26 protein-coding genes are annotated in these 23,287 nt (G+C 65.5%); 13 read left to right on the plus strand and 13 right to left on the minus strand.

Annotation, left to right across the window (positions count from 1 at the left end; translation table 11 throughout):
• Positions 1 to 127: 127 nt before the first annotated feature.
• Both folP and AC1DPF_RS02805 read left to right on the plus strand, forming a co-directional pair.
• Positions 128 to 1,243 carry a dihydropteroate synthase gene (gene folP / locus AC1DPF_RS02800; RefSeq protein ID WP_477871957.1) on the plus strand — a complete coding sequence of 372 codons (1,116 nt, stop codon included), beginning with the start codon at positions 128 to 130 and terminating at the stop codon, positions 1,241 to 1,243.
• Positions 1,244 to 1,423: 180 nt separating this feature from the next.
• Positions 1,424 to 2,077: a glutathione S-transferase family protein gene (locus AC1DPF_RS02805; protein ID WP_477871955.1), complete on the plus strand. Its 654-nt coding sequence runs from the start codon at positions 1,424 to 1,426 to the stop codon at positions 2,075 to 2,077.
• Between the two features lie 59 nt (positions 2,078 to 2,136).
• Here AC1DPF_RS02805 and AC1DPF_RS02810 read toward each other — a convergent pair whose 3' ends face one another.
• From AC1DPF_RS02810 to AC1DPF_RS02820, 3 genes are all read right to left on the minus strand, one after another.
• Positions 2,137 to 2,802 (minus strand): hypothetical protein, encoded by a 666-nt coding sequence (locus tag AC1DPF_RS02810; RefSeq protein ID WP_477871953.1) that lies wholly within the window; start codon positions 2,800 to 2,802, stop codon positions 2,137 to 2,139.
• A gap of 207 nt (positions 2,803 to 3,009) precedes the next feature.
• Positions 3,010 to 4,998: a DNA topoisomerase IV subunit B gene (parE, locus tag AC1DPF_RS02815; protein WP_477871951.1), complete on the minus strand. Its 1,989-nt coding sequence runs from the start codon at positions 4,996 to 4,998 to the stop codon at positions 3,010 to 3,012.
• 84 nt (positions 4,999 to 5,082) lie between these two features.
• Positions 5,083 to 5,745, minus strand: coding sequence for a GcrA family cell cycle regulator (locus tag AC1DPF_RS02820; RefSeq protein ID WP_477871949.1), 663 nt, complete (start codon positions 5,743 to 5,745; stop codon positions 5,083 to 5,085).
• Between the two features lie 79 nt (positions 5,746 to 5,824).
• On the opposite strand from AC1DPF_RS02820, the gene AC1DPF_RS02825 reads away from it, so the two are divergent.
• Positions 5,825 to 6,652, plus strand: coding sequence for an ABC transporter permease (locus AC1DPF_RS02825; RefSeq protein ID WP_477871947.1), 828 nt, complete (start codon positions 5,825 to 5,827; stop codon positions 6,650 to 6,652).
• 76 nt (positions 6,653 to 6,728) lie between these two features.
• On the opposite strand, the gene AC1DPF_RS02830 is transcribed toward AC1DPF_RS02825, so the two are convergent.
• Together AC1DPF_RS02830 and AC1DPF_RS02835 are read right to left on the minus strand one after the other, a co-directional pair.
• Positions 6,729 to 7,019, minus strand: coding sequence for a hypothetical protein (locus AC1DPF_RS02830; protein WP_340313374.1), 291 nt, complete (start codon positions 7,017 to 7,019; stop codon positions 6,729 to 6,731).
• 131 nt (positions 7,020 to 7,150) lie between these two features.
• Entirely contained in the window at positions 7,151 to 8,149 is a 999-nt protein-coding gene (locus AC1DPF_RS02835) for a 2-hydroxyacid dehydrogenase (RefSeq protein ID WP_477871945.1), read from the minus strand.
• Positions 8,150 to 8,259: 110 nt separating this feature from the next.
• Between AC1DPF_RS02835 and AC1DPF_RS02840 the strand changes: the two genes are divergently transcribed.
• From AC1DPF_RS02840 to AC1DPF_RS02855, 4 genes are read left to right on the plus strand one after another with little or no spacing between them, the layout of a single operon-like run.
• Positions 8,260 to 8,736, plus strand: coding sequence for an SH3 domain-containing protein (locus AC1DPF_RS02840; RefSeq protein ID WP_477871943.1), 477 nt, complete (start codon positions 8,260 to 8,262; stop codon positions 8,734 to 8,736).
• Between the two features lie 2 nt (positions 8,737 to 8,738).
• Positions 8,739 to 9,296 (plus strand): GNAT family N-acetyltransferase, encoded by a 558-nt coding sequence (locus AC1DPF_RS02845; protein WP_477959823.1) that lies wholly within the window; start codon positions 8,739 to 8,741, stop codon positions 9,294 to 9,296.
• Between the two features lie 44 nt (positions 9,297 to 9,340).
• Positions 9,341 to 9,811: a VOC family protein gene (locus AC1DPF_RS02850; RefSeq protein ID WP_477959597.1), complete on the plus strand. Its 471-nt coding sequence runs from the start codon at positions 9,341 to 9,343 to the stop codon at positions 9,809 to 9,811.
• A 13-nt stretch (positions 9,812 to 9,824) separates the two neighbouring features.
• Entirely contained in the window at positions 9,825 to 10,607 is a 783-nt protein-coding gene (locus tag AC1DPF_RS02855) for a VOC family protein (protein ID WP_477959599.1), read from the plus strand.
• A gap of 34 nt (positions 10,608 to 10,641) precedes the next feature.
• On the opposite strand, the gene AC1DPF_RS02860 is transcribed toward AC1DPF_RS02855, so the two are convergent.
• Genes AC1DPF_RS02860 through AC1DPF_RS02875 form a run of 4 tightly spaced genes read right to left on the minus strand, consistent with a single transcriptional unit; the run spans position 10,642 to position 13,508 of the window.
• Positions 10,642 to 11,241 (minus strand): TIGR02466 family protein, encoded by a 600-nt coding sequence (locus AC1DPF_RS02860; RefSeq protein WP_477959601.1) that lies wholly within the window; start codon positions 11,239 to 11,241, stop codon positions 10,642 to 10,644.
• Between the two features lie 39 nt (positions 11,242 to 11,280).
• Positions 11,281 to 12,213, minus strand: a complete 933-nt coding sequence (locus AC1DPF_RS02865) for a S41 family peptidase (RefSeq protein WP_477871935.1) — start codon at positions 12,211 to 12,213, stop codon at positions 11,281 to 11,283.
• The gene (locus tag AC1DPF_RS02870) at positions 12,214 to 13,173 is read right to left on the minus strand and encodes a hypothetical protein (protein ID WP_477871933.1); all 960 of its coding nucleotides are present in this window, start codon (positions 13,171 to 13,173) and stop codon (positions 12,214 to 12,216) included.
• A gap of 14 nt (positions 13,174 to 13,187) precedes the next feature.
• Complete coding sequence (locus tag AC1DPF_RS02875; protein WP_477871931.1) at positions 13,188 to 13,508, minus strand: hypothetical protein; 321 nt, start codon at positions 13,506 to 13,508, stop codon at positions 13,188 to 13,190.
• Positions 13,509 to 13,680: 172 nt separating this feature from the next.
• On the opposite strand from AC1DPF_RS02875, the gene AC1DPF_RS02880 reads away from it, so the two are divergent.
• Positions 13,681 to 14,073 carry a hypothetical protein gene (locus AC1DPF_RS02880; protein WP_477871929.1) on the plus strand — a complete coding sequence of 131 codons (393 nt, stop codon included), beginning with the start codon at positions 13,681 to 13,683 and terminating at the stop codon, positions 14,071 to 14,073.
• A 163-nt stretch (positions 14,074 to 14,236) separates the two neighbouring features.
• Here the strand turns inward: AC1DPF_RS02880 and rpsI are convergent, their stop codons facing one another.
• The 3 genes from rpsI to AC1DPF_RS02895 form a co-directional block, all read right to left on the minus strand.
• Positions 14,237 to 14,791: a 30S ribosomal protein S9 gene (gene rpsI / locus AC1DPF_RS02885; protein WP_477959603.1), complete on the minus strand. Its 555-nt coding sequence runs from the start codon at positions 14,789 to 14,791 to the stop codon at positions 14,237 to 14,239.
• Positions 14,791 to 15,270 (minus strand): 50S ribosomal protein L13, encoded by a 480-nt coding sequence (gene rplM / locus AC1DPF_RS02890; protein ID WP_477871925.1) that lies wholly within the window; start codon positions 15,268 to 15,270, stop codon positions 14,791 to 14,793. The genes rpsI and rplM overlap by 1 nt, the downstream gene beginning before the upstream one ends.
• Before the next feature lie 111 nt (positions 15,271 to 15,381).
• On the minus strand, positions 15,382 to 16,449 hold the full coding sequence (locus tag AC1DPF_RS02895) for a COX15/CtaA family protein (protein ID WP_477959605.1): 1,068 nt from the start codon (positions 16,447 to 16,449) through the stop codon (positions 15,382 to 15,384).
• Between the two features lie 82 nt (positions 16,450 to 16,531).
• Between AC1DPF_RS02895 and AC1DPF_RS02900 the strand changes: the two genes are divergently transcribed.
• From AC1DPF_RS02900 to AC1DPF_RS02915, 4 genes are all read left to right on the plus strand, one after another.
• Positions 16,532 to 18,787, plus strand: a complete 2,256-nt coding sequence (locus AC1DPF_RS02900; protein ID WP_477959826.1) for a xanthine dehydrogenase family protein molybdopterin-binding subunit — start codon at positions 16,532 to 16,534, stop codon at positions 18,785 to 18,787.
• On the plus strand, positions 18,784 to 19,797 hold the full coding sequence (gene hemH, locus AC1DPF_RS02905; protein ID WP_477871921.1) for a ferrochelatase: 1,014 nt from the start codon (positions 18,784 to 18,786) through the stop codon (positions 19,795 to 19,797). The genes AC1DPF_RS02900 and hemH overlap by 4 nt, the downstream gene beginning before the upstream one ends.
• Before the next feature lie 88 nt (positions 19,798 to 19,885).
• Positions 19,886 to 20,608, plus strand: coding sequence for an acetoacetyl-CoA reductase (phbB, locus tag AC1DPF_RS02910; protein ID WP_477959607.1), 723 nt, complete (start codon positions 19,886 to 19,888; stop codon positions 20,606 to 20,608).
• A 10-nt stretch (positions 20,609 to 20,618) separates the two neighbouring features.
• Positions 20,619 to 20,846 carry a ribbon-helix-helix domain-containing protein gene (locus tag AC1DPF_RS02915; RefSeq protein WP_477871917.1) on the plus strand — a complete coding sequence of 76 codons (228 nt, stop codon included), beginning with the start codon at positions 20,619 to 20,621 and terminating at the stop codon, positions 20,844 to 20,846.
• A 1-nt stretch (position 20,847) separates the two neighbouring features.
• On the opposite strand, the gene AC1DPF_RS02920 is transcribed toward AC1DPF_RS02915, so the two are convergent.
• Entirely contained in the window at positions 20,848 to 21,837 is a 990-nt protein-coding gene (locus tag AC1DPF_RS02920) for a ferredoxin reductase domain-containing protein (RefSeq protein ID WP_477959609.1), read from the minus strand.
• A gap of 343 nt (positions 21,838 to 22,180) precedes the next feature.
• On the opposite strand from AC1DPF_RS02920, the gene AC1DPF_RS02925 reads away from it, so the two are divergent.
• Positions 22,181 to 23,095 (plus strand): hypothetical protein, encoded by a 915-nt coding sequence (locus AC1DPF_RS02925; RefSeq protein ID WP_477871913.1) that lies wholly within the window; start codon positions 22,181 to 22,183, stop codon positions 23,093 to 23,095.
• Positions 23,096 to 23,287 lie beyond the last annotated feature (192 nt).

Raw genomic sequence — 23,287 nt, forward strand, 5'->3', positions numbered from 1 at the left:
ACGTCATGCTGAACTTGTTTCAGCATCCGCTCTGTCGCAGGACAGCACTCCCGAGCTGAAGGGTGGATCCTGAAACAAGTTCGGGATGGCTGCCTTTCAGGTGGGCGCTGGGGACTGGAAGCACCCGATGACAATTCCCCGCTACGCTCAATTATACTTCCTGCCGGCTGCCTTCGTCGCCAGCCCTTTCGGCCATGACGGCGAAGTCGCGCGTCTCGCCGGCGGGCTTGTCTGGTTCTCGGCCTATGAAGTGATCGCCGTCGAGGGGCGCGAGCGGGTCGGCTCGCAGCTTGTGCCGGTGTGCGATGTCGAACGATTCATCGCCGGGCTTGGCGACGAGCAGGCTTGGAGCGCGCGCCAGACCATCGCCCGCATCACGGCGCCGCGGCCGGCCGTCCAGCTCGGCACGCGCACGCTGCGCTTCGATCAGCCGCAGGTCATGCTGATCCTCAACATGACGCCTGACAGTTTCTCCGATGGCGGCGCCCATGTCGACGATCCCGAAGCTGCCGCGATCTCGGCGCTTGCCATGGTGGAGGCCGGTGCGGCAATCGTCGATGTCGGCGCGGAGTCGACCCGGCCCGGGGCGAAGCCGGTCTGGGAAGGCGACGAGCTCGCACGCGCGGAGCCGGTCGTCCGCCGCCTGGCGCAGGCCGGTGCGATCGTCTCCATCGACACCCGCAAGGCGGCGGTGATGGCGGCTGCGCTCGGCGCGGGGGCCGCGATCGTCAACGACGTTTCCGCTCTGGGCCATGATCCACAGGCCGCGCCGCTGCTCGCCACGCGCGATTGCCCGGTGGTGCTGATGCACCATCAGGGCGACCCATCGACGATGCAGCAGCACCCGCATTATGACGACGCGCTGATCGAGGTCTATGACTGGCTCGCCGAACGCATCGCCTCCGCCGAGTTGGCGGGCATCGCGCGCCGCCGGATCATCATCGATCCCGGTATCGGCTTCGGCAAGACGCTGCGCCACAATCTCCAGCTGCTGAACGGCCTTGCGCTATTTCACGGCCTCGGCTGCCCGATCCTGCTCGGCGCCAGCCGCAAGAGGATTATCGGCGCGCTGTCCAACGAAGCGCCGGTCGACCAGCGGCTGGGCGGCTCGGTCGCACTGGCGCTCCACGGCGCGCAGATGGGCGCCCAGATATTGCGGGTCCACGACGTACCGGAGACGCTGCAGGCCATTAGGATCTGGCGGGGGCTGCGCGACGAGGCGCTGACGCCAAGGGCCGGTTAAGACGGTTACGGAGCAAAATGCCGCGCTATCCGATGGACCTGGCCTGCCAGCAGCCTGGGTGACGGCAGAGAGGGGCGATGGTCCCCCCGGGGCATCGTAACCACGGGGTCGCACGGTAGTGGGGCTGGCTTTGGGGCGAACGAAGAAACCAGCCGACCGCTGTCTCGTTAGGAGTCCAGGATGACCATCACCATCACCGCCTTCGAACGGTCTCCCGATCGCGGCAGGGGACTGGCACGCGACATGCGTGTCCGCTGGGCGCTGGAGGAAGTGGGCCAGGCCTACGAGGTTCGCCTGCTTTCCTTTGCGGAGATGAAGGAACCGACGCATCGGGCGCTCCATCCCTTCGGCCAGATCCCGACCTATGAAGAAGGCGAACTCGCCCTGTTCGAATCGGGCGCCATCATATTCCACATCGCGGAGCATCATGCGGGCCTGCTGCCGGACGATGCGAATGGCCGCGCGCGCGCGATCGCGTGGATGTTTGCCGCGCTCAATACGGTCGAGCCGCCGATTCTCGATCTCCAGATCGCCATGCTGCTGGAGCGCGACAAGAGCTGGTTCAAGCAGCGCCTGCCGGAAGTCGAGGACCGCATCCGAGTCCGGTTGGGCGAGCTTTCCGATCGGCTCGGCAATGCCGACTGGCTCGACGGCGACTTCAGCGTCGGCGACCTCATGATGGTGTCGGTGCTGCTCAGGTTGAAGTCCTCGGGCCTTTTGGACGAACATCCCAACCTCGCCGCCTATGTCGCCCGCGGCGAAGCGCGGCCCGCATATAAGCGTGCCTTCGCAGCGCAGCTGGCGGTTTTCACCGGCATGGCCCCGACGGGCTGACGCTGTGTCATGATCTGATCCATCGCTCTCCGGGCATCGCATCGTCGCAGACCGAAATTTCAGGACCGAAGCGCCATTCCGCAGGTCGATTGCGCCGTGCTGATATCGTTGAGGTGGCTGCTCAACTGCGAGCCGTCGATGACTAGCGACACTGCGTCCTTGTTGAGCGCCTGGTTCGCCGAGACGATCTTGCCGCACAGCTCCCTCGGCAAATGGGACAAGGGAAGCTGGGCCAGCGCCCGACTGTCATCGTTGCAATTCCGGCTGGCCGTCGCGGCGGCGTCGGCTGCCCTGTCATCTCCCTGGCGTAGCAGATCGATCACCATCGCGGTCGTCGCGCGGCACCGGCTGGTCGCACCCATGACGTCGTCGAAGGCTGGGACCGGCCGGGCATTTTCGGCTTGATACGCCTGCTCGGCTGCCGATTGCGGCCCGGCGTCTGCGCGATCGCGGTCGCTTGACGATGCGAACCATGGCAGGGGCGTCGGATCTCGCTGCGGACGGGGATCATTCCGCGCCGTCGGCGCGGCCGCGGCAAGTTTCGAACTGGCCAGCAGGCCGGCGCCCAGCAGCAATCCGCTCAGCAGTGTGAAGGCCGCCACCGCTTCCGCGCGCGAAGATAGAAACCAGTGGCCGTGCAACTCCTGATGCATCAGAAGTTGGCAAGCCAAGGCGAGCAGGATCATCACGCCGCTCAGCAATATCAAGAGGGCCGCTAGGCTCATCTTCACCTCTCCGCACTTCCCGTTTTCGGGATATTGTACGCGTCCAAGCAAATTACTAGCGCACGACGAAGGTTGATTGATCAACCAGTCGATCACGTCGTCCCCATTAGAGAGCTATTCGTTACCAAATCGTCAAGCCGGAGAAAATCCCGCCAATCTTCATATCGTTACTGATCCGCATTCAAGAGACGATTCCAAGCACAGGCCTCAAGCGTCGATCACCTCGTCGTCCACGGCCGCTGCGTTCGCCTGGATGAAGGCGAAGCGGTGCTCGGGATTCTTGCCCATCAGGCGATCGACCAGGTCGCGGACGCTCGCCCGTTCCTCGAACTCCTTGGGGAGCGTGACACGCAGCATCGTGCGGGTCTTCGGGTCCATCGTCGTCTCGCGCAGCTGCATTGGGTTCATCTCGCCGAGCCCCTTGAAGCGCGCGACATCCACCTTCTTGCCCTTGAACTCCTTCGCCTCGATCTTGGCGCGGTGCGCGTCGTCCATCGCATAGAGGCTCTTGGCACCGACCGTCAGCCGGTACAGCGGCGGCTGGGCGAGGTAGAGGTGCCCCTCGCGGACCAGGTCGGGCATTTCCTGGAAGAAGAAGGTCATCAGCAGCGTCGCGATATGCGCGCCATCGACGTCGGCATCGGTCATGATCACGACCCGCTCGTAGCGCAGCAGGTCGACGTTGCAGCGCTCGCGCGTACCGCAACCGAGCGCCTGGATCAGGTCGGCGATCTCCTGGTTGGCGCCGATCTTCGCACTGTTGGCCGAGGCGACGTTGAGGATCTTGCCGCGGATCGGCAGGATCGCCTGGGTCTTGCGATCACGCGCCTGCTTGGCGGAGCCGCCCGCACTGTCGCCTTCGACGATGAAGATCTCGGTGCCGTCGGGCGCGTCGTTGGCGCAGTCGGTTAGCTTGCCCGGAAGGCGCAGCTTGCGGCCGCTGGTCGCGGTCTTGCGCTTGATGTCGCGCTCGGCCTTGCGGCGCAGCCGATCGTCCATACGATCGAGGACGAAGGACAGCAGCGCCTTGCCGCGTTCCATATTGTCGGCGAGGAAATGGTCGAAATGATCGCGCACCGCATTCTCGACGAGCCGCGCGGCGTCGGGGGAGGTCAGCCGATCCTTGGTCTGGCTCTGGAATTGCGGATCGCGGATGAACACCGACAGCATCTGTTCGGAGCCGGTGACGACATCGTCGGCGCTGAGATCCTTAGCGCGCTTGTTGCCGACCAGGTCGGCGAAGGCGCGCACGCCCTTGACCAGCGCGGCGCGCAGACCGGCCTCATGGGTGCCGCCATCCGGGGTCGGGATGGTGTTGCAATAATAGCTGTAGGAGCCTTCCGACCATAAAGGCCAGGCGACGGCCCACTCGACCAGCCCGTTATTCTCGCCGGGGAATGTCTGCTTGCCGGTGAAGAACTGGCTGGTCGCGCACTCGCGGTCGCCGATCTGCTCGCGCAGATGGTCGGACAGGCCGCCGGGGAACTGGAAGGTCGCCTCGGTCGGCGTGTCGTCGCCGATCAGCGACGGGTCGCAGCGCCAGCGTATCTCGACGCCGGCATAGAGATAGGCCTTGGAACGGGCTAGCCGCATCAGCCGGCCGGGCTTGAAGAGTGCGGAACTCCCGAAAATTTCGGGATCGGGCGCGAAGGAGACGCTGGTGCCGCGCCGGTTGGGCGCGGCGCCGAGCTTTTCGAGCGGGGTCACCGCGTGGCCCTGCGAAAAGCGTTGGCGGAACAGCTCCTTGTTGCGCGCGACCTCGATGACGGTCTCGGTCGACAGCGCGTTGACAACCGATACGCCGACGCCGTGCAGGCCGCCCGAGGTGGCATAGGCCTTGCCGTCGAACTTGCCGCCCGAATGGAGTGTGGTGAGGATGACTTCGAGCGCCGACTTGCCCGGAAATTTCGGATGCGGATCGACCGGGATGCCGCGGCCATTGTCGACGATCGTCAGCCGGTTGCCGGGCTGCAGCGATACCTCGATTCGATTGGCATGGCCGGCAACCGCCTCATCCATGGCATTGTCGAGCACTTCGGCGGCGAGATGGTGCAGCGCGCGCTCGTCGGTGCCGCCGATATACATGCCGGGCCGCCGGCGCACGGGCTCGAGCCCCTCGAGCACCTCGATCGTCGAGGCGTCATAGGTGCCGGAGCTGGTGGACGGAGCGGAGGCGAAGAGATCGTCGTCGGACATTAGCGGCGACTATAGGGCCCGGGTGCCCGGAAAGGGAAGGCGGCTTCTTCGCAGCCCCCTCCTTTGCAGGAAAGGGCTACGAAATCAGCGCACGCGCGGGCCGCCGAACGGCAGCGGCGGCGGCGGGCGGCGGTCGCGGCGGGGCAGCTGCGCCTGATAGGCAATCGAGCAATGCTCGAGGCAATAAGGGAAGCCGGGATTGATGACCTCGCCGCAGAAATGGAAATCGGGCTCGCCGGGATGGCCGAGCGGCCATTTGCAGATCTTGTCGTTCAGATCGAGCAGGCTGGTCTTGCCGGCCATGTCGGCCGACGGCTTGGCCGGCACGAGGCGGCGCGGCGGGGCCGGCTGGATCGGTGCGGTCTGCTCGCCCGGAGTCTGGCGCTGGAAGCCGCCGGGGCCGATCGAGCGCACCATCACCTGCGGCGCTGCAGGACGCTCGGGCGGCGGAACCAAAGCGGCGGGCGCGGGCGCTACGGGGGCGGGCGCCGGGCGCGGCGCGGGCGCTGCCACGATCTTCTCGGGCGCGGGCGGGGCGGCAACTGTGGCCGGCGTCGCGGGAATGCCGCTCGCCGGCGCCTCGCCGCCCTTGACGGGCGAAGGCCGTGCTTCGAGGCCGAGGCGATGCGCCTTGCCGATTACGGCGTTGCGACTGACGCCGCCCAGTTCATCGGCAATCTGGCTGGCGGTCATCCCCTGACCCCAGAGGCGCTTCAACTGATCGATCCGTTCGTCGGTCCAGGACATGGTCTACCTCGGTCTTGCCCGCATCTGGGCGACCCCAGGCTCTTGCAGGCGGGGCGGTCAGCCGATAGGCGAAATGCCCATGAGCGACCAGCCCAAAAAAAACATGATCCCTCCGCCAGGCGAGCCGATTATCCCGTTCTTCAACTGGGGGGGAATGCGAGCCCTCTATGTGAAGGAGGTGAGGCGGTTCTTCAAGGTCCACCTGCAGACTATTTGGGCGCCAGCCTTCACGACCCTGCTTTATCTCGTGATTTTCACCGTCGCGCTGGGTCGTGGCGGTCGCGAGGTGATGGGTCATCCCTTCGCGACCTTCGTCGCGCCGGGCCTGATCGTGATGGGCATGATGAACGCTGCCTTCGCCAATGCCAGCTTCTCGCTGCTGGTCGGCAAGATGCAGGGCACGATCATCGACTATCTGATGCCGCCGCTGTCCACCGGCGAAATGCTGTTGGCGCTGGTCGGCGCGTCGGTTACCCGCGCGGTGCTGGTCGGCGCTGCCTTGTGGATCGCGATGCTGTTCTGGCCAGGCGTCGATGTGGTGCCGGCGCATCCGCTGGTAGCGATGTGGTTCGGGTTGATGGGGGCGGTGCTGCTCAGCCTGGTCGGCGTGCTGACGTCGATCTGGGCCGACAAATTCGATCATGCTGCCGCGATCCAGAACTTCGTCGTCGGCCCGCTGTCGCTGCTGTCGGGAACCTTCTACTCGATCGACAGCCTGCACGCGGGCTTCCAGGCGGTCAGCCACGCCAACCCATTCTTCTATGTGATCTCGGGCTTCCGCTACGGGTTTCTCGGCACCACCGACTCGCCGATCATGGTCGGCGCGCTCGGCCTGCTGGCGCTCAATGCGCTGCTGGCCTGGATCAACTATGCGGCGCTCGCCCGTGGGTGGAAGATCAAGAGCTGAGCGCAGCCTCGATTCCGACCTGCAACCGAAAAGGGCCGCCCCGTCTGGAGCGGCCCTGTTCATTTCTGGGTCGGCCTTATTTGTAGTGGCGGCGGCCGTGCTTATCGACCCAATATTTGCGGCCATAACTGTCGCGATAATAGCGATGCTTCTTGTCGAGCGAGTTGATGACCGCACCGCCGGCGCCGCCGATCAGCGCACCCTCACCGACCGAAAGGCCAGGAATTACGGCGCCAGCGACAGCACCACCGGCTGCGCCGATGCCCGCGCCGCGGAGAATGTGGCCCGCGCTCTGCGCGAACGCCGGCGCGGTGGTACCTGCTACGGACAGGGCGACCGCCGCTGCGATGAACTTGTTCGTCTTCATGACATCTTCCCTTCCAGTAATGCTGCGTCAGAGAACGTGGCCTTCTGCACAATGTTCCGGCGTTCATCTGGCGTAGTTTTTGTACCGGGATGGGACTGAACAGGGCCTGACGCCGCCGTTCATCTTGGCGATTAGAGCCAGCCTTCGAGCACCTGGTCGCGCGGGCGATCGCCGTCTATCCATTGCCTGATATTGGCGATGACGCGCTCGCCGGTCGCGGCGCGCCCTTCGAAGGTGGCCGAGCCCATGTGCGGCAGCAGCACGACATTATCGAGCGCGAGCAGTCTCGCGTCGATCGCCGGCTCATGCGCGAACACATCCAGGCCCGCGCCTGCGATCTCGCCGCGTTCAAGCCGCTGGATCAGCGCCTCCTCGTCGACGATCGGCCCGCGCGCGGTGTTGATCAGGTACAGATGCTGCGGCAGCAGCGCGACGCGCCGCGCGTCGAGGAGATTCTCGGTCTCGGGCGTGTGCGGGCAGTGGATCGAGACGATGTCGCTGTCGACCAGAAGCTTGTCGAGATCGGGCTCGTAGCGCGCCGCCAGTTGTTGCTCCACGACCTCGGGCAGGCGGTGGCGATTATGATAGCTGATCGTCAGATCGAAGGCACGTGCGCGGCGCGCGACCGCCTGGCCGATCCGGCCCATGCCGATGATGCCGAGGCGCTTGCCGTTGATCCTGTGGCCGAGCATCGCAGCGGGGCTCCAGCCGGTCCAGTTGCCCGATCGCACCAGCTTCTCGCCTTCCGCGAGCCGCCGCGGCACCGACAGGATCAGCGCCATCGTCATGTCGGCGGTATCTTCGGTGAGGACGCCGGGCGTGTTGGTGACGATGATGTTCGCTGCCCGGGCGGCACGCAGGTCGATATGGTCGACGCCATTGCCGAAGTTGGCGATCAGCCGGAGCCGGCCCTTGCCGGCAGCGATCACCGCCGCATCGACATGGTCGGTAATCGTCGGCACCAGCACGTCGCAGCGCGCCGCGGCACCAGCCAGCCCCTTGGCACTCAGCGGCAGGTCGTCTTCGCTCAGTTCGACGTCGAACAATTCGTTCATCCGCGCTTCGACCTGCGGAGGCAGGCGGCGCGTGACGACCAGCTTGGGACGGCGGGGGCGTTCAGGCTCGACCATGGCCTGTCGCTAATCCTGCCTGCGGCATAGCGCAAGCGGGGCGTCTCGACTCTTGAACGGCGACCGCGGGACTCTACTATGGCACCCAGGTTCGTGAATGGGGAATTGCATTGAACAAACTGGGCTGCACGATGCTCGGCATGCTGGCTGTCGCGGGCGCAGCCGAGGCGCAGGAACGCAAAACACCCTATTGGGCATCGATCGCGACCGGCGACGCGCTGATGCGGACCGGTCCCGAACGGACATACCCCGCCACGTGGCGCTATCGCCGCCGCGACCTGCCGGTGAAAGTGCTTCAGGTCTATGGCAACTGGCGCCGGATCCGGGAGCAGGATGGCACCGAGGGCTGGATGCTCGCCACGCTGCTGAGCGCCCAGCGGACCGCGGTGGTGACCGGCGACAGTCCCGCCCAGATGCTCGCGGAGCCCAGCAGCACCGCACGTCTCAACTGGCGCGCCGAACCGGGCGTGGTCGGCAAGATCAGCAAATGCGAGAGCAACTGGTGCCTTTTCGATGCGGGCGGCAAGACCGGCTATATCGAGGTCGACCATATCTGGGGCGTCGATGCCGGTGAAATCGTCGAGTGACGATGGGGCCGGTGCTCGAGACGCCGCGGCTGATCCTGAGGCCGCATCGGCTCGACGACTATGAGGCCTGCTGTAAACTGACCAGCGATCCCGAAGCAGTGCGGTTAATCTACGGGACGCCGATGAGCCGCGAGGACAGCTGGCATCGGCTGATGCGGTTCGCCGGTCATTGGGCGCTGCTCGGCTACGGCCTTCTGATCGTGGAGGAGAAGGCATCGGGGCGGGTGATCGGCGAAGTGGGGCTCGCAGATTTCCACCGCGGACTTGGCGAGGATTTCGACAGCCACCCCGAGTTCGCCTGGATGCTGGCAAGCGACGTCCATGGCCGCGGCTATGCCACCGAGGCGGCGACGGCGATGCTGCACTGGTTCGAGGCAAAGCTCGGCCCCGGTCGTACCGTCTGCATCATCAATCCCGAAAACGCGCCTTCGCTCCGGGTTGCAGAGAAGCTTGGCTTCGCGCGCTTCGGGGAAGCCGAATATAAGGGCAAGACGGTCATCAAGCTTCGGCGTGATGCAATCACCGGACGTCGCAAAGACCTGTCACGCAGGGTGGAGTAGGGATAGGGTGCGCGCGCCACCCGGAGCGCCGAGGAGGAGAAGCCGTGTCGCGGATAACGCCTTGCCTGTGGTTCAAGGATCAGGCCGAGGAAGCTGCCCGATTCTACGCATCTATCCTGCCGGACTCGCGCATCGATGCCGTCCACAAGAGCCCCATCGACACGCCGGGCGGTGCCCAGGGGTCGGTGATGCTGGTGGAGTTCACCCTCGCCGGGCAGAAATTCCAGGCCCTGAACGGCGGCATCGACGCCGAGCATAGCCTCGCGGTATCGATGGCCTTTGGCGCGCGCGGGCAGGCTGAGCTCGATCGGGTCTGGGATGCCTTGCTTGAAGGCGGCAAGCCACTGGAATGTGGCTGGCTGGCGGATCGCTACGGCCTGCACTGGCAGATCGTCCCCGACAATTTCGGAGAGATGATGTCCGATCCCGCCAAGGCCAAGGCGGTGATGAGCGAGGTGCTTCGCATGGTGAAGCTGGACATCGCGACGATCGAGCGCGCCGCGGCCAACGCCTGAAGGGAGACAGCATATGTCTAACAGATTTTTCTGGTACGAACTCATGACGAGCGACCGGCCGGCGGCGGAAGCCTTTTATTCCGAGGTGGTCGGCTGGACGCTCCAGCCCTTCGGAGACCCGACCGATCCCTACACGATCGTCGAGGCCGGCGGGCGCGGCGTGGGCGGCCTGATGACGATCCCGGCCGAGGCCGCGGCGCATGGGCTGCAGCCCTGCTGGGTCGGCTATATCCATGTCACCGATATCGATGCAGCGCTCCCGCGCGTTCGCGCGGCCGGAGGTTCGGTGCATCGCGAGCCGGAGATGATCCCGAATGTCGGCCGCTTCGCGATCGTCGCCGATCCGCAGGGCGCGATCTTCAATTTCCTCCAGCCCGACGGACCAGGCATGCCGCCGGTACCGATGGGCACGGTCGGCGGGGTCGACTGGCACGAACTGCACAGCAGCGACTGGGCAGCGGGCTTCGCCTTCTACGCGTCGCTATTCGGCTGGTCGAAGACCGATGCCATGGAGATGGGCGCGATGGGCACATATCAGATGATCGCGCAGGAGCCGGCGCCCGAGGGCGCTGCCTCTGGCGTCACCAGCGGAGCGATGTTCAACGATCCTGGCGCGGCCAGGCCCTATTGGCTGTTCTATTTCCATGTCGATGCGATCGACGCGGCCGGCGCGCGCATCACCGAAAATGGCGGGAAGATATTGCACGGCCCCCAGGAAGTTCCCGGCGGGATGTGGATCGTCAATGCCCAGGATCCGCAGGGCGCCCAGTTTGCGCTGGTCGCGCCGCAACGCTGAGGCAACGCTCGCCGGCGTGAAGCATCGGGCTTGCTCAGCTATAATTGAAGCTGACGCTGATCCTCTCGCCCTTGCCGTCGCCGGCCGGCACCTCATGCCGCAGCCAGCTCTCCCACAGCAGCACCATGCCTGGGCGCGGCTCGGCATAGACGAAGCTGCGGCTGTCTTCAGGCGCGTCGGGCGTGCGCGGCGGCGCCGCCATCATCAGCGGCAGGCGCGGGTCCTCCAGCTTCAGCGCGCCCGATCCTGGCGGCACGCTGACATAGAATGTGCCCGACACGACGCTGTGGGGATGGATATGGCCGGAATGGCTGCCACCGGGCTTCAGCAGGTTGACCCACAGGCTGTCGAGCTTGAGGCGCCGCGCCAGATCGAGGTGCAACGCCTCGGCAAAGCTGCGGACATGGCCGTTGAGAAGCTTGACCAGGTCGGCGAACACCGGATCGCGCGACGGCAGGTCGGCGAGCGAGGCATAGGAGGTGTAGCCGCGATAGCCATGCGCCTTCGACCATGTCCTGCCGGCGCGGTCATCCGCGGCGAGCATTCTCACCGAATGATCGAGTTCGGCGAGCAGATCGGGTTTGTCGATCATCGCCTCGTAGAGGCGCGTCACGAAGAGGGAGCGGATCGTCATGCAGCCGCATGAGCATGGCGAGGATTGGAGTTCAAGCGCCTAACCCTCAGCCTTGGCCCCCGCACCCCTGATCAGCGCCACCGCTTTTGCCAGGGCCAGGTCATGTGGCGCCTTGTTCGTCGGCACGCGGTATCGCGGTGTGACGCCTTTGCCTTCCAGCCGCGTGCCGCTGGCGGTGCGGATATCATATTCGGCGACCGTCAGCTGGCCACCGCCGGGCAGGCGATAGTCGACTCCGCCAGTGACCGCGCCTGCGCTATGCTCGCCGACCACATAGGCATGCCGCCTCTCGTCGAGGAAGAAGGCGAGGATCTCCGCGGCGCTGGCGGTGTGCGGACCGACGATCACGGCGAGCGGGCCCAGATAGGCCAGCGGCCCTGCGCCGCGTGTTTTTTCCTCGATGACGGTCTTGCCGGCAAGGCGGATCAGCACCTCGCGTCTCGGGGTGAACAGGCCGGCGACTTTGTCGAGGACGTCGTCGCGTCCCCCGCTATTGTCCCGCAGGTCGAGGATCACGCCGCTGAGGTTGGCGGTGCCGGCGATGGCGTCGGCAATCCAGCGATCATCGCCCGGATCGAACTGATCGAAGGCGAGCAGCAAGATGCCGCCCGGCATCCGGGCCAACCGCCGGCCAGGTAACAGGTCGCGATCTTCGGCAGGCTCGTGCGATATGGCGATGTCGCCCGGCGGTGTCGCGTAGACATGGCTGTCGTCGAGCTGGTCGAGCATGTTGTTGATAATGGCGTAGAGTTGCTTCTGGTCGCGCGCGGCCAGTGCCCTGGGATAATATTTCTCGCGGATCGCCTCCCAGTCGTTGCCGCCCATCGACCGATCCCAGTAACGATCGGCGACCAGCGTCCAGACGCGATCGAAGACACGCGCATTGAGAGCCTGTTCGCGTCCGGCCGGAAACGCCGCCGATGCGCCGGCGACGAGGCTGAGTATCAGCGAAAGCCTCGTCGGCCAGCGCATTCAGGTCGCTCCATCGAAGGCGCAGCGCAGCGTCAGCCGGTGCGCGACGGTGTCGAACAGCGCTTCGCTGCAGCGGTCCATCCGGTCGCGGCCGATCATTACCACAGGCCATGCGGCCTGCTGCTCCGTTTTCTTCTTGACGACGATGTCGCCCGGCTCCGTCGGATCGGCCGGGAAATCGAACCGGCCGGCAAAGTCCGCAATCCGCACCGGCAGCCTGTCGAAGCCGAAGCCTGCGACGTCGACCCGCCGCGGGAAGCTCAGCGTGGCGGTGGGGCGTTCTACGCCGAAGGCTGCCACGGTCGGGCTGCCGGTCGCGTCGAGTCGTCCGCCATGGGCCTGGGCCAGTATCGCACCAGCCGATGCCGTTGCGACGCTGTCCGGCCGCTCGAGCGAGAATTGGACGAACATCGGCGTGGATCCGACCAATATGGTCGCCTGTGGGCCATGTTCGCTGTCGTCGTCGATCAGGAAATCGGCCCTGCGGCCCGGGTCGCCTGCGCCGGCGCGCACGAAGTGGATCGTTGCATATGGCAGCAGCCCCATGCCGATCTCGCCATCGACGCCGACACAGCAGGCGCGGCCATGCGAGGCGACCTGGACGATCATTTTCCTGTCGTTGATGGTGACCGGAACGGTCGCCTGGATCCCCTTGAGCGTCTCCCGCCCGACCTGCGCCTCGAAGCCCGGCTCGAAGGCGAAGCTGCGATCGGGCGGATCGGTGCGCAGTCGTTCGGCTGCGTCGGGATTGAGCTCGATCAGTCTTTTCTGCTCAAGGCCGACGCGCAGCCTCAGCGTCACCCGGCCGACCTCCAACACGATGACCGGGTCGGCCATGTCCAGCAGCAGTTCGCCAGTCGGAGGTGGCGGGATGGTCGGCTTGCGTGCGCCTGCGCTGCCGGGGGTAGCGGCAAGCGCCAGCGCGAGGAGAATGGTCGCCCGCGCTGGCCTGGCGCTCATCGCTTCCTTCCGGATCAGTTGTGGCGATAGCTGCGATAGCGTGGCGCCGTCGACGTCTGGGCAGAGGCGTGGTTGCGCGACGAGGCGTAGCTGCGGCTGCGATAGGTCCGATGATGGCCCTTATCGATCACCGTATTGTACAGCGCACCGCCCGCGCCGCCGATCAACAGGCCTTCGCCCACCGACAGGCCGGGGATCAGCGCACCGGCAACCACGCCGCCGGCTGCGCCGATGCCCGCGCCGCGCAGGATATGCGGCGCGCTCTGCGCCGAGGCTGGCATGGCTGTGCCGACCGTGAGCAAGACCGCTCCCCCCACTGCTAGCAACTTGTTCATGACGAGAACTCCTCCATAATTATCTATTGCAACGGGTTAGAAACGACCCGGTTCCGGCGTTCATCGGAGAGCAAGGAAATAGCTCGCCAAGGGAATCTGATCGCGCTTCCGTCTGGTCATTGTCAGTTCAGTTGCTGAACCCCATATTGCCAGCATCAATGGAGAATGTGCCATGCGCGCTACACTGTGCCTGATAAGCGGTATATTGATGGCGGCATCGATCCCGGTCCAGGCGGCCAGGGTAGATGCCGAAGCCCGGCTCGCCAAGGCGTTGGACGGGCGGGTCGCGGGAAAGCCGGTCAACTGCATCCCGCTGCACCGGATCGATTCCAGCCAGATCTTCGAGCGGACGGCGATCCTCTACAGGGTCGGCAGCACCTTGTATGTGAACCGTCCTAGAAGCGGTGCGGACTTTCTCGATCGCAACGACGTGCTGCTGACGGATACGCACAGCAGCGACCTGTGCAGCATCGATATCGTGCGGCTGCTCGACCCGAGCATGTTCTTCCCGACCGGGACGCTGGGTCTTGGTGAGTTCGTGCCCTACACCAAGCCGAAGGGCTGACGCTTCGATCGCGTAGATCCTGATCAAGGCCTCGCCGAGGCCCGGAAACGAAAACGGGCCGCCATTGCTGGCAGCCCGTATCGTTTGGAGCAGTTGCCCGGAGCGGCGTTGTCCAACGCCGCGCTCTCCGAGCCGCCGGGCATAGGCCGGCCTGATATCGCTCTTAGCGCTTCGAGAACTGGAAGCTCCGGCGTGCCTTGGCGCGGCCGTACTTCTTGCGCTCGACCGCGCGGCTGTCGCGGGTCAGGAAACCGGCGGCCTTGACGGGCGCGCGCAGGATGGGCTCGTACTTGGTCAGCGCCTGACTGATGCCGTGCTTGACCGCGCCGGCCTGGCCGGAAAGGCCACCGCCCTTGACGGTGCAGATCACGTCATACTGACCCTGACGCTCGGCGACACCGAACGGCTGGTTGATGACGAGACGCAGCGTCGGACGCGCGAAGTAGACTTCCTGGTCGCGGCCGTTGACCGTGATCTTGCCGGTGCCCGGCTTGATCCACACGCGGGCGACGGCGTCCTTGCGGCGGCCGGTGGCATAAGCGCGGCCCTGCGCGTCGATGATCTGCTCGCGCAGCGGCATCGTCGAGACGATCGGCGCCGGAGCGGCGGGGCCTTCGTCGGTCGTGTAGGCCGGAACGGACTCGCCGGCGGCGACGGGCTCGACAGGCGCGCCCGTCAGCGAGGCGAGATCGGAAAGGGACTGGCGGTTATCGGACATTATGCGCCCACCTTGTTCTTGCGGTTCATCGACCCGATGTCGAGGACTTCGGGGTTCTGGGCTTCATGCGGATGCTCGGTGCCCTTGAAGATGCGCAGGTTGCGCATCTGCTGGCGGCCCAGCGGGCCGCGCGGGATCATGCGCTCGATCGCCTTTTCGAGCACGCGCTCGGGGAAGCGGCCCTCGAGGATCTTGTCCGCGTGGGCTTCCTTGATGCCGCCGGCATAGCCGGTGTGGCGATAATAGACTTTCTGGCTCAGCTTCTTGCCGGTGAAGCGAACCTTCTCGGCATTGATGATGATGACGTTGTCACCACAATCGATGAACGGCGTGTAGCTCGCCTTGTGCTTGCCACGCAGGATGTTGGCGATGATCGAAGCGGCGCGGCCGACGACCAGCCCTTCCGCGTCAACGATGTGCCACTTCTTTTCCACCGTATGCGGTGTCGCCACCTTGGTGGTCTTCATCAGCGCCTTCATGGGCTTGGACCTTCTTGTTTCACAAACGAATGACGCCGCCCGGCAAAGGACGGCGTTGACCGGGCGCTAATGCGCATGGGGGCCAAATAAGTCAAGCAAAATGGGCTTATTTTAATGAGGTATTATAATACCTTTAGGTGCTGTGAGGCTGTGCGCCGCCCATAGGAGCGACCCGAGCAGCAGCACCGCCACCGCCTGATGCGCGATGGCGACATGCAGGTCTACTCCGGTCATCAGCGTGGCGATGCCAAGGCCGATCTGAAGGACAATGAAGGTGGCGACAGCGTAAACCGGCCCCTTGGCGCCCTTGCTTCGGGCGGCGCCGGCAACGGCCAGGGCGGCGATGGCGGCGGCCCAGGCCCACCAGCGATGGACGAACTGCACCACGATTGGATTGTCGTAGAGGTTGGCGAAGCCGAGCGCCGGGTTCCATCCTCCCGAGGGAAACCAGTCCTCGCCCATCTTCGGCCAGCTCGCAAAGGCATAGCCGGCGCGCAGTCCGGCCACGAAAGCGCCCAACATGATCTGCACCGCCAGGATCAGCAGCGCGGCGAGGGCGAGGCCAGGGACCCGGGCCGGCCCGGCGCTGCCATCGCGGGCGAGGCGGCGAAGGTCGAGGACGGTCCACAGCAGCGCCGAGAAGATCAGGAGCGCCGCGAGGAGATGCGTGGCAAGCCGGATATGGCTGACTTCGGTCCGTGCCGACAGGCCGGAATAGACCATCCACCAACCGATCAGGCCCTGCAGTCCGCCGAGCGCGAAGATCGCGATCATCCGCCAGCCATAGCCGGCCGGGATGGCACGCTTCCACCACGCGGCGAGCATCACCAGCGCGAGGACGAAGCCGATCCCGCGGGCGAGCAGCCGGTGGAGATATTCCCAGAAGTAGATCGATTTGAACCCCTCCAGCGTCATGTGGAGGTTGAAGGCGGTATATTGCGGGATCGTCTTGTAATTCTCGAACTCGGCCTGCCATTCGGCCTTGTTCAGCGGCGGGACGATGCCGCGGATTGGCTTCCACTCGGTGATCGAAAGGCCCGACTCGGTTAGCCGGGTGATCCCGCCGACCACGACGATCGCGAACACCAGCGCCGCGACGAACAGCAGCCAGTTGGCGAGCGCGCGAGGGCGCGGGGAAGCGGCGGCGGGTCGGGACAGCAACGACATGCCCGCGCTCATGCGCCAGTGGAGCGGCTTCTTCAACGCCGTTGAGGAGGAAGTTGCTCTGGCATCCTCTTGCGCGGCTCCCTATCATGCCGCCATGCACGAACGCGTCGATCGGGAGAGGGAGCCGGGCAAGGCCGGCGGGATCACCAGACGCAAGCTGCTGGTCGGCGGCGGGGCTGCGGCGGGCCTGCTGGTGGGCTGGGCGGTGTGGCCGCGGCATTATGCTCCAAACCTGGTCGCGGCGCCCGGTGAGAGCGTCTTCAATGCTTTCCTCAAGATCGGCGCAGACGGACGGGTCGTCGTTGCGGTGCCGCAGGCGGAGATGGGGCAGGGCGTTTACACCGCGATGCCGCAGATCCTGGCGGATGAACTGGGCGCCGACTGGCGGACCGTCGGTGTGGAACCGGCGCCGATCAACCCGCTCTATGCCGATAGCATGCCGATCGACATGGAAGTCGAGCATCGCCTGCCTGGCTGGATGCAGGGGGTTGGCCACTGGGCGGCGCGCGAGATCGCTATGCGGCTCAACCTGACGATGACTGGCGCCTCCTCCTCGATCCGTAACTTCGAAGGCCGATTGCGCGAGGCGGGAGCGGTCGCGCGCAGCCTGTTGTGCATGGCGGCCGCGGAGCGCTGGGGCATCGATTGGAAAGCTTGCGACACCGAGGCAGGCTTCGTCGTGCGCGGGAGCGACCGGCTTCGCTTCGGTGAACTGGCCCAGGCCGCCTCCCGGCTCTCGCCACCCGATCCGGTGACGCTGAGGACGGCGGCCGAGCGGACGCTGGTCGGTCAGCCGGTGCCTCGGCTGGACCTGCCGGCGAAGGTCGACGGGTCGGCCCAGTTCGGCGCGGATGTTCGCCTGCCCGGCATGGTCTATGCCTCCATCGCACATGGCCCCTATGGCGGCGCGCGTCCTGTCAAGATGACGACCGCCGATGCCGAGGCCGCGCCGGGGGTGATGGCGGTGGTCACCAATCCAGGCTGGGTTGCCGTGGTCGGGACCAACTGGTGGGCTGCGGATCGCGGCTTGCAGGCGTTGGCCGTGGAGTTCGAGACAGCGGGACCGCGGCCGGACGACCGCACTGTCTCGCGGGCGCTGGCAGCGGCTCTCGATAGCAGCGACTTCAAGCGCTTCAGCGAGCGTGGCGATCCCGACGCGGCGCTCAGCGGACAAGGCGTGGTCAGTGCGAGCTATTCGGTGCCGATGCTGGCGCACGCGCCGATGGAGACGCTGACCGCCACGGCGCGTGTCAAGGATGGCGAACTCGAAATCTGGGCTCCATTGCAGGCCGTGCCGCTGACGCGTGCCGCGGTCGCGTCAGCCGTCGGCCTGGCCGAGCATCAGGTCATTATCTACCCTACGCTTGTCGGCGGCGGATTTGGCCGCAAGAGCGAAGTCGATGCCGCCGTCGAGGCTGCGATCATCGCGCGCAAGATCGGCAAGCCGGTCCAGCTGATCTGGCCTCGTCGCGAGGATATCCAGCACAGTCGCTTCCGCCCTCCCGCGCTGGCGCGGATGAAAGCGCGGGTGGGGCCAGGCGGTTCCATCGCAGCCTGGTCGGCCAAGATCGCGGCTCCATCGACGACATCGGAGATGGTCGACCGCTTGATGGGCAAGTCCGCCAAGCCAAGCTACGCTCCGGAGCGCGGCGCGATCACGGGTGCGGAGCCGCCCTATGCGATATCTGCGCTCGCCATCGACCACGCCGCGGTCGCGACCGGCGTACCGACCGGCCTATGGCGGTCGGTCGCCAACAGCTATACCGCCTTCTTCACCGAGAGCTTCATCGACGAGCTGGCGCTGAGCGCCGGGCTCGATCCTCTTTCCTTCCGGATGCAGGCGCTGGGCCAGCAGCCCCGGCTTGCGCGCTGCCTGCAGATGGCGGCTTCGGTCGGGGCGTGGCAGGGCGGCGAGCCGGGCATCGGGCAGGGGCTGGCGGTACATAGTTGTTTCGGCAGCCATGTCGCGGTTCTCGCCGAGGCCAGGATCGAGGGCGACCAGATCAGGGTGTCGAGCATTACGGCGGTTGCCGATGTCGGCCGGGTGATCCATCCCGATATCGTCCGGCAGCAGATCGAGGGTGGCATCGTTTGGGGCCTCGGCAATGGGCTGGGCACCGCGATCTCTCTGCGCGATGGAAAGGTGGACGCGCAGAATTTCGATGGTCTCGGCCTTCCTTATCTCACCGACACGCCGGAAATACGCGTGAAGATCATCCCCTCGGATCTGCCGCCTGGTGGCGTCGGAGAGATCGCGGTGCCGCCGGTTGCACCCGCGATAGCCAACGCGGTCTTCGCGGCCACAGGCAAGCGTTTGCGCCACCTTCCGCTGAGGCTGTCCGACGCATGACCCCCTCTCCCGACCGGCATCCCGCGGTGCCGGCGCCGCGGATCGGCGTATTGATCGTCAACCTGGGCACGCCCGATGCCCCGACCGCTCCAGCGGTGCGCCGCTATCTCGCCCAGTTCCTGTCCGATAAGCGCGTCGTCGAGATTCCGTCGCTGCTCTGGCAGCCGATCCTGCGCGGTATCATCCTGAACGTCAGGCCGCGGAAGTCTGCGCATGCCTATGCCCAGATCTGGACCGAGGCCGGTTCGCCGCTGGCCGCGATAACGGCTCGGCAGGCGTCGGCGTTGCGCGAGAAATGGGGCGGCGAGGTGATCGTCGATCACGCGATGCGTTACGGCCGACCGGCAATTGCCGAGAGGATAGCGGCGCTGAAGGCGCAAGGCTGCGAGCGCATATTGCTCGCGCCGCTCTATCCGCAATATTGCGGCGCGACGACCGCGAGCGTCACCGACGCCGCCTTCGCTGCGATCGCGGCGATGCGCTGGCAACCCGCCTTGCGGATCCTGCCGCCCTATCATGGCCATCCGGTCTATATCGATGCGCTTGCGGCGTCGATTTCCGAGAGCCTCGCAGGCCTGGACTTCACGCCCGACGTCCTCGTGGCAAGCTTCCACGGCATGCCGCGCCGAACGCTCGAGCTCGGCGATCCCTATCATTGCCACTGCCAGAAAACTGCAAGACTGTTGGGCGAGGCTCTGGGACGCGATCTGGTGATCTCGTTCCAGTCTCGCTTCGGTCGAGCGCGCTGGCTGGAGCCTTCGACCGAGGCGACCTTCGCCCGACTGGGCGGCGAGGGGATCAAGCGGATCGCTGTCGTCGCGCCCGGCTTTGCAGCCGATTGCCTCGAGACGCTGGAAGAGCTCGCGATACGCGGGAGCGAGCAGTTTCGCGCTGCTGGAGGGGAGCGCTTCGCTTACCTGCCCTGCCTCAACGACAGTGCAGCCGGCGTCGCGATGCTGGAGCGGCTGATTGCCGCCGAACTCGAGGGCTGGCTGAAGGCGGGAAAATAGGCGCCAGCGAGCGACGATACCTATTATTCGCGGTTTCGTTTCGTTCCCTGACGTTCTAGCATCGGCTCGAATCTGAGGGAGAAACGTAATGGCGCGTGTGGCAATCGTTACCGGCGGAACCCGTGGTATTGGCGAGGCTATCAGCATGAAGCTGAGAGATGCCGGAATCTCGGTCGCCGCCAACTATGCCGGTAATGATGAGCGCGCCAAGGCTTTCACCGCGGCAACCGGCATCAAGAGCTACAAATGGGACGTCGCCGATCATCAGGCCTGCCTCAATGGCGTGGAGCAGGTCGAAGCTGAGCTCGGCCCCGTCGATATCCTCGTCAACAATGCCGGCATCACGCGCGACGRCATCATCCTGAAGATGACCTATGACGATTGGAAAGCGGTGATCGACACCAATCTCGGCGGTTGCTTCAATATGGCAAAAGCGACGTTCCCCGGCATGCGCGCGCGCGGCTGGGGCCGTATCGTCAATGTCGGTTCGGTGAACGGCCAGGCCGGCCAATATGGCCAGGTCAACTATGCCGCCGCCAAGTCGGGCATCCATGGGTTCACCAAGGCGCTGGCACAGGAAGGCGCCAAGGCGGGGGTGACGGTCAACGCGATCGCGCCTGGCTATATCGACACCGACATGGTCGCCGCAGTACCGCAGGACGTGCTCGCCAAGATCATTGCCAAAGTGCCGGTCGGCCGGCTCGGACAGGCGGAGGAGATCGCCCGCGGGGTGCTCTTCCTCTGTGCGGAGGATGCGGGCTTCGTCACGGGCTCGACGATGTCGCTCAACGGCGGCCAGCACATGTACTGAGGCGCCGGGGGTGGCAGGTCCGGTCAAGCGTTCGGTCAACATCGCCGGGCATGCCACTTCCATCACGCTGGAGCAGGTCTTCTGGGAGGCGCTCGTCCGCGCTGCTGCCGACGAAGCGTTGCCGCTGAATGCACTTGTGGCGCGGATCGACGCGGAACGGGTGGCGGACGAAGATCTGCCGAATCTTGCCAGCGCGATCAGGGTATGGCTTTTCCGCAGGGCGGCCCGGGTCGACTGAATCAGTAGAGCAGACGCCGGTACAGCCCACCATCTGCCAGCACTTCAAGCACCTCGTCGCCGAGAAACCGTGTCAGCGCGGCATGTACGTCATCGCCCATCGATCTGCTCCCGCAGACATAGATGGCGCTGCCTGCCAGCGCCCAGTCGAGCAACGGCGTTTTCGCGTCTTCGATCTGGTCGGTGACAAGCCGTTGTTCCTGGCCGTCGCCCGGAAAGACGAGATCGCAGCGCTCGAGGTGGCCGCTCGACACCCATTCGGCGATCTCGACCGCCAACACATGGTCATCGGCGCTATTGCGATCTCCGAAGATCAGCCAGTTGCGCGTGCCCGGGGGGCGGGATTTGATGTGCGCCCGCAAGCCCGCAAGCCCGGTGGCGTTGCCGACCAGGATCAGCGGCACCGCGTCGGCGGCCGGCAAGAAGTCGGGCTCCTCGCGCAGCATGAGCGCAACCTGCTGGCCGGTCTGAAGGTCCTCGCACAGCCAGCGCGACCGGCGGCCCGCGTTGGGACCATCGGCGGGGCACAGCCGTACCACCAGTTCGACCGCATTTTCGGCCGGAAGCGATCCGATCATATAGTCGCCTGCCAGCGCCGCGGCGGAGGCGGGGTGCTCGATGACTTCCGCAGCGGGCCCGCAATAGATGCGCGCGACGGCGCCGGCGCGCCATGTGGGCATGACCTCCTCGGGCACCAGTCGCAGACGGTACAGCGGACCGCCGGCCGACCCGGAATTGGCCAGGTTGCGCTCGATCAAGCGCCATGGCGCATAGAGGGGATGATCCTGGCGAGGCTCCGCGGGCGCGGGCGCCGCTGAGGGCGCGGCGGCCATCGGGTGCAGCGGCGGCGGTGATGGTGATACGCGCCGGGGCTCGGGCGGTTCGAAGCCGCCCCTGCCGCGCGTCCGCCGTACCAGTATCGCCAGCAGGATCGCGAACAGGAGGATCGCAATGCTCGCCATGGCGAGCATGATGTAGTTGAAGCTGCTCAACGGCTAGCCCGCCGGTGCCGTCCGAACGGCATCGGCTTCATGGTGCATGTGTGAAAAGGACATGCGAAGCCGTTCCCCTTTGCAGTCACGCACATCGGCCGTTGCCTCCCGTCAGCCGCAGGCGAGGGGAATGGCCGCGGATGATGGCCGACCTCCGCGCGATGGCCGGTAAATGATCCGAAGCGTCCCCTGCGCTCCCACAATAAGCGTGCAATACGCGGCGTGACAATGACTTAAGCTGTTCAGGCACGCCATCGCATGTGCGCGTGCCGAAAATACTTGTATGTGTCGGATCAGCCGGCTTCGTTCCGGATGGGATATGGTGTTCCGGGGAGGGGCTGGGATGATGTTCGACGGCGACATCACCGCACTGCTGGAATGGGAGGCGCTCGGGGGCTCCCCGCTGCTTGGTTGTTCCCGCTTGCTGGCTCATCCGCGCTTTCAGGCTGCGGCGCGTGCCTTGGCCAAGAACATGCTCGACATCTGCGTCGACAACGGCCTGCGCGGAATTTTCAAGGATGCCGGCCGCTATGTCGCTGCCATGTGGGCACTATACCTGCACGGCGCCGGGGAACTCACCTTGCCTGCCTTGAAGCGGATATGTCTGAGATCTGGCCTCCTCAGTCCGGGAAGGGCGCGATCGGTGCTGCTCTACCTGCTGCATCTCCGCTATATCGAACCAGCAAAGGACCAGAGCCGGTGCGGAGCGGTCCGCTACGTCCCGACGGCCAGCTTCCACAGCGCCTGGGCCAGCCACCTGCGCGCGGCGGTATCGGCTGCAGCGATCATCGAGCCGGGGGCGAAGCACGTCCTCGACGCCTTGGATCGGCCAGAGGTCATCGACACCCTGAACCGCATCCAGAGCGAAGGCCTGCTCGGGGCATCGCGCGCCAGTCAGCAGGATTCTCCTTATTTCCGGATATTCATGCATCGCCATGCGGGGTCGCAAATTGCTTGGATGCTGATGACCAGCCCGCACGGCGCGACCGATTTTCCGCCACGTGAGCCGGTGTCTCTCCCCGTGGCATCGATTGCCCGCCGCTTCGAAATCTCGCGCGTCCACGTGCGTCGGTTGTTCGACGATGCGCGGGCCGAAGGGCTGATAGAAGCCGATGAACGCGGTGCAATATGTTTCACCGACGGTGCCGGCGCGTTCATCCGCCATATCTACGCTGCGCAGTTGGTCCAACTGCTCGCCTCGACCGCGGGAACCCTTCGCGCGCGGCCGGAGCTTCATTCTCAAGGCGTGCCAACATGAGGTGAAGCCGCTTTCGCGATCGTTTGATCCAGACTGGCGTTGATCAAAAATGTACAGTTGTCACGCAGGGGCCCGCGCCTAGTCTGATCCGTAACGAACGTTCTGGCTTCCCCCTGCAGCCGGTCGATCGTTGACGATCGTGCGGCGAAGGCGCACCCTGAAACTATTCGATGCGAGCGCACTGCCGCTGCA

Source organism: Rhizorhabdus sp. P4_G6, from assembly GCF_056401045.1.

Bases quoted from the DNA above. Each gene is read 5' to 3' on its own strand.
- folP (WP_477871957.1), top strand. From the start codon at position 128: ATGACAATTCCCCGCTACGCTCAATTATACTTCCTGCCGGCTGCCTTC.
- AC1DPF_RS02805 (WP_477871955.1), top strand. From the start codon at position 1,424: ATGACCATCACCATCACCGCCTTCGAACGGTCTCCCGATCGCGGCAGG.
- AC1DPF_RS02810 (WP_477871953.1), bottom strand. From the start codon at position 2,802: ATGAGCCTAGCGGCCCTCTTGATATTGCTGAGCGGCGTGATGATCCTG.
- parE (WP_477871951.1), bottom strand. From the start codon at position 4,998: ATGTCCGACGACGATCTCTTCGCCTCCGCTCCGTCCACCAGCTCCGGC.
- AC1DPF_RS02820 (WP_477871949.1), bottom strand. From the start codon at position 5,745: ATGTCCTGGACCGACGAACGGATCGATCAGTTGAAGCGCCTCTGGGGT.
- AC1DPF_RS02825 (WP_477871947.1), top strand. From the start codon at position 5,825: ATGAGCGACCAGCCCAAAAAAAACATGATCCCTCCGCCAGGCGAGCCG.
- AC1DPF_RS02830 (WP_340313374.1), bottom strand. From the start codon at position 7,019: ATGAAGACGAACAAGTTCATCGCAGCGGCGGTCGCCCTGTCCGTAGCA.
- AC1DPF_RS02835 (WP_477871945.1), bottom strand. From the start codon at position 8,149: ATGGTCGAGCCTGAACGCCCCCGCCGTCCCAAGCTGGTCGTCACGCGC.
- AC1DPF_RS02845 (WP_477959823.1), top strand. From the start codon at position 8,739: ATGGGGCCGGTGCTCGAGACGCCGCGGCTGATCCTGAGGCCGCATCGG.
- AC1DPF_RS02855 (WP_477959599.1), top strand. From the start codon at position 9,825: ATGTCTAACAGATTTTTCTGGTACGAACTCATGACGAGCGACCGGCCG.
- AC1DPF_RS02860 (WP_477959601.1), bottom strand. From the start codon at position 11,241: ATGACGATCCGCTCCCTCTTCGTGACGCGCCTCTACGAGGCGATGATC.
- AC1DPF_RS02865 (WP_477871935.1), bottom strand. From the start codon at position 12,213: ATGCGCTGGCCGACGAGGCTTTCGCTGATACTCAGCCTCGTCGCCGGC.
- AC1DPF_RS02870 (WP_477871933.1), bottom strand. From the start codon at position 13,173: ATGAGCGCCAGGCCAGCGCGGGCGACCATTCTCCTCGCGCTGGCGCTT.
- AC1DPF_RS02875 (WP_477871931.1), bottom strand. From the start codon at position 13,508: ATGAACAAGTTGCTAGCAGTGGGGGGAGCGGTCTTGCTCACGGTCGGC.
- AC1DPF_RS02880 (WP_477871929.1), top strand. From the start codon at position 13,681: ATGCGCGCTACACTGTGCCTGATAAGCGGTATATTGATGGCGGCATCG.
- rpsI (WP_477959603.1), bottom strand. From the start codon at position 14,791: ATGTCCGATAACCGCCAGTCCCTTTCCGATCTCGCCTCGCTGACGGGC.
- rplM (WP_477871925.1), bottom strand. From the start codon at position 15,270: ATGAAGGCGCTGATGAAGACCACCAAGGTGGCGACACCGCATACGGTG.
- AC1DPF_RS02895 (WP_477959605.1), bottom strand. From the start codon at position 16,449: ATGAGCGCGGGCATGTCGTTGCTGTCCCGACCCGCCGCCGCTTCCCCG.
- AC1DPF_RS02900 (WP_477959826.1), top strand. From the start codon at position 16,532: ATGCACGAACGCGTCGATCGGGAGAGGGAGCCGGGCAAGGCCGGCGGG.
- hemH (WP_477871921.1), top strand. From the start codon at position 18,784: ATGACCCCCTCTCCCGACCGGCATCCCGCGGTGCCGGCGCCGCGGATC.
- AC1DPF_RS02925 (WP_477871913.1), top strand. From the start codon at position 22,181: ATGATGTTCGACGGCGACATCACCGCACTGCTGGAATGGGAGGCGCTC.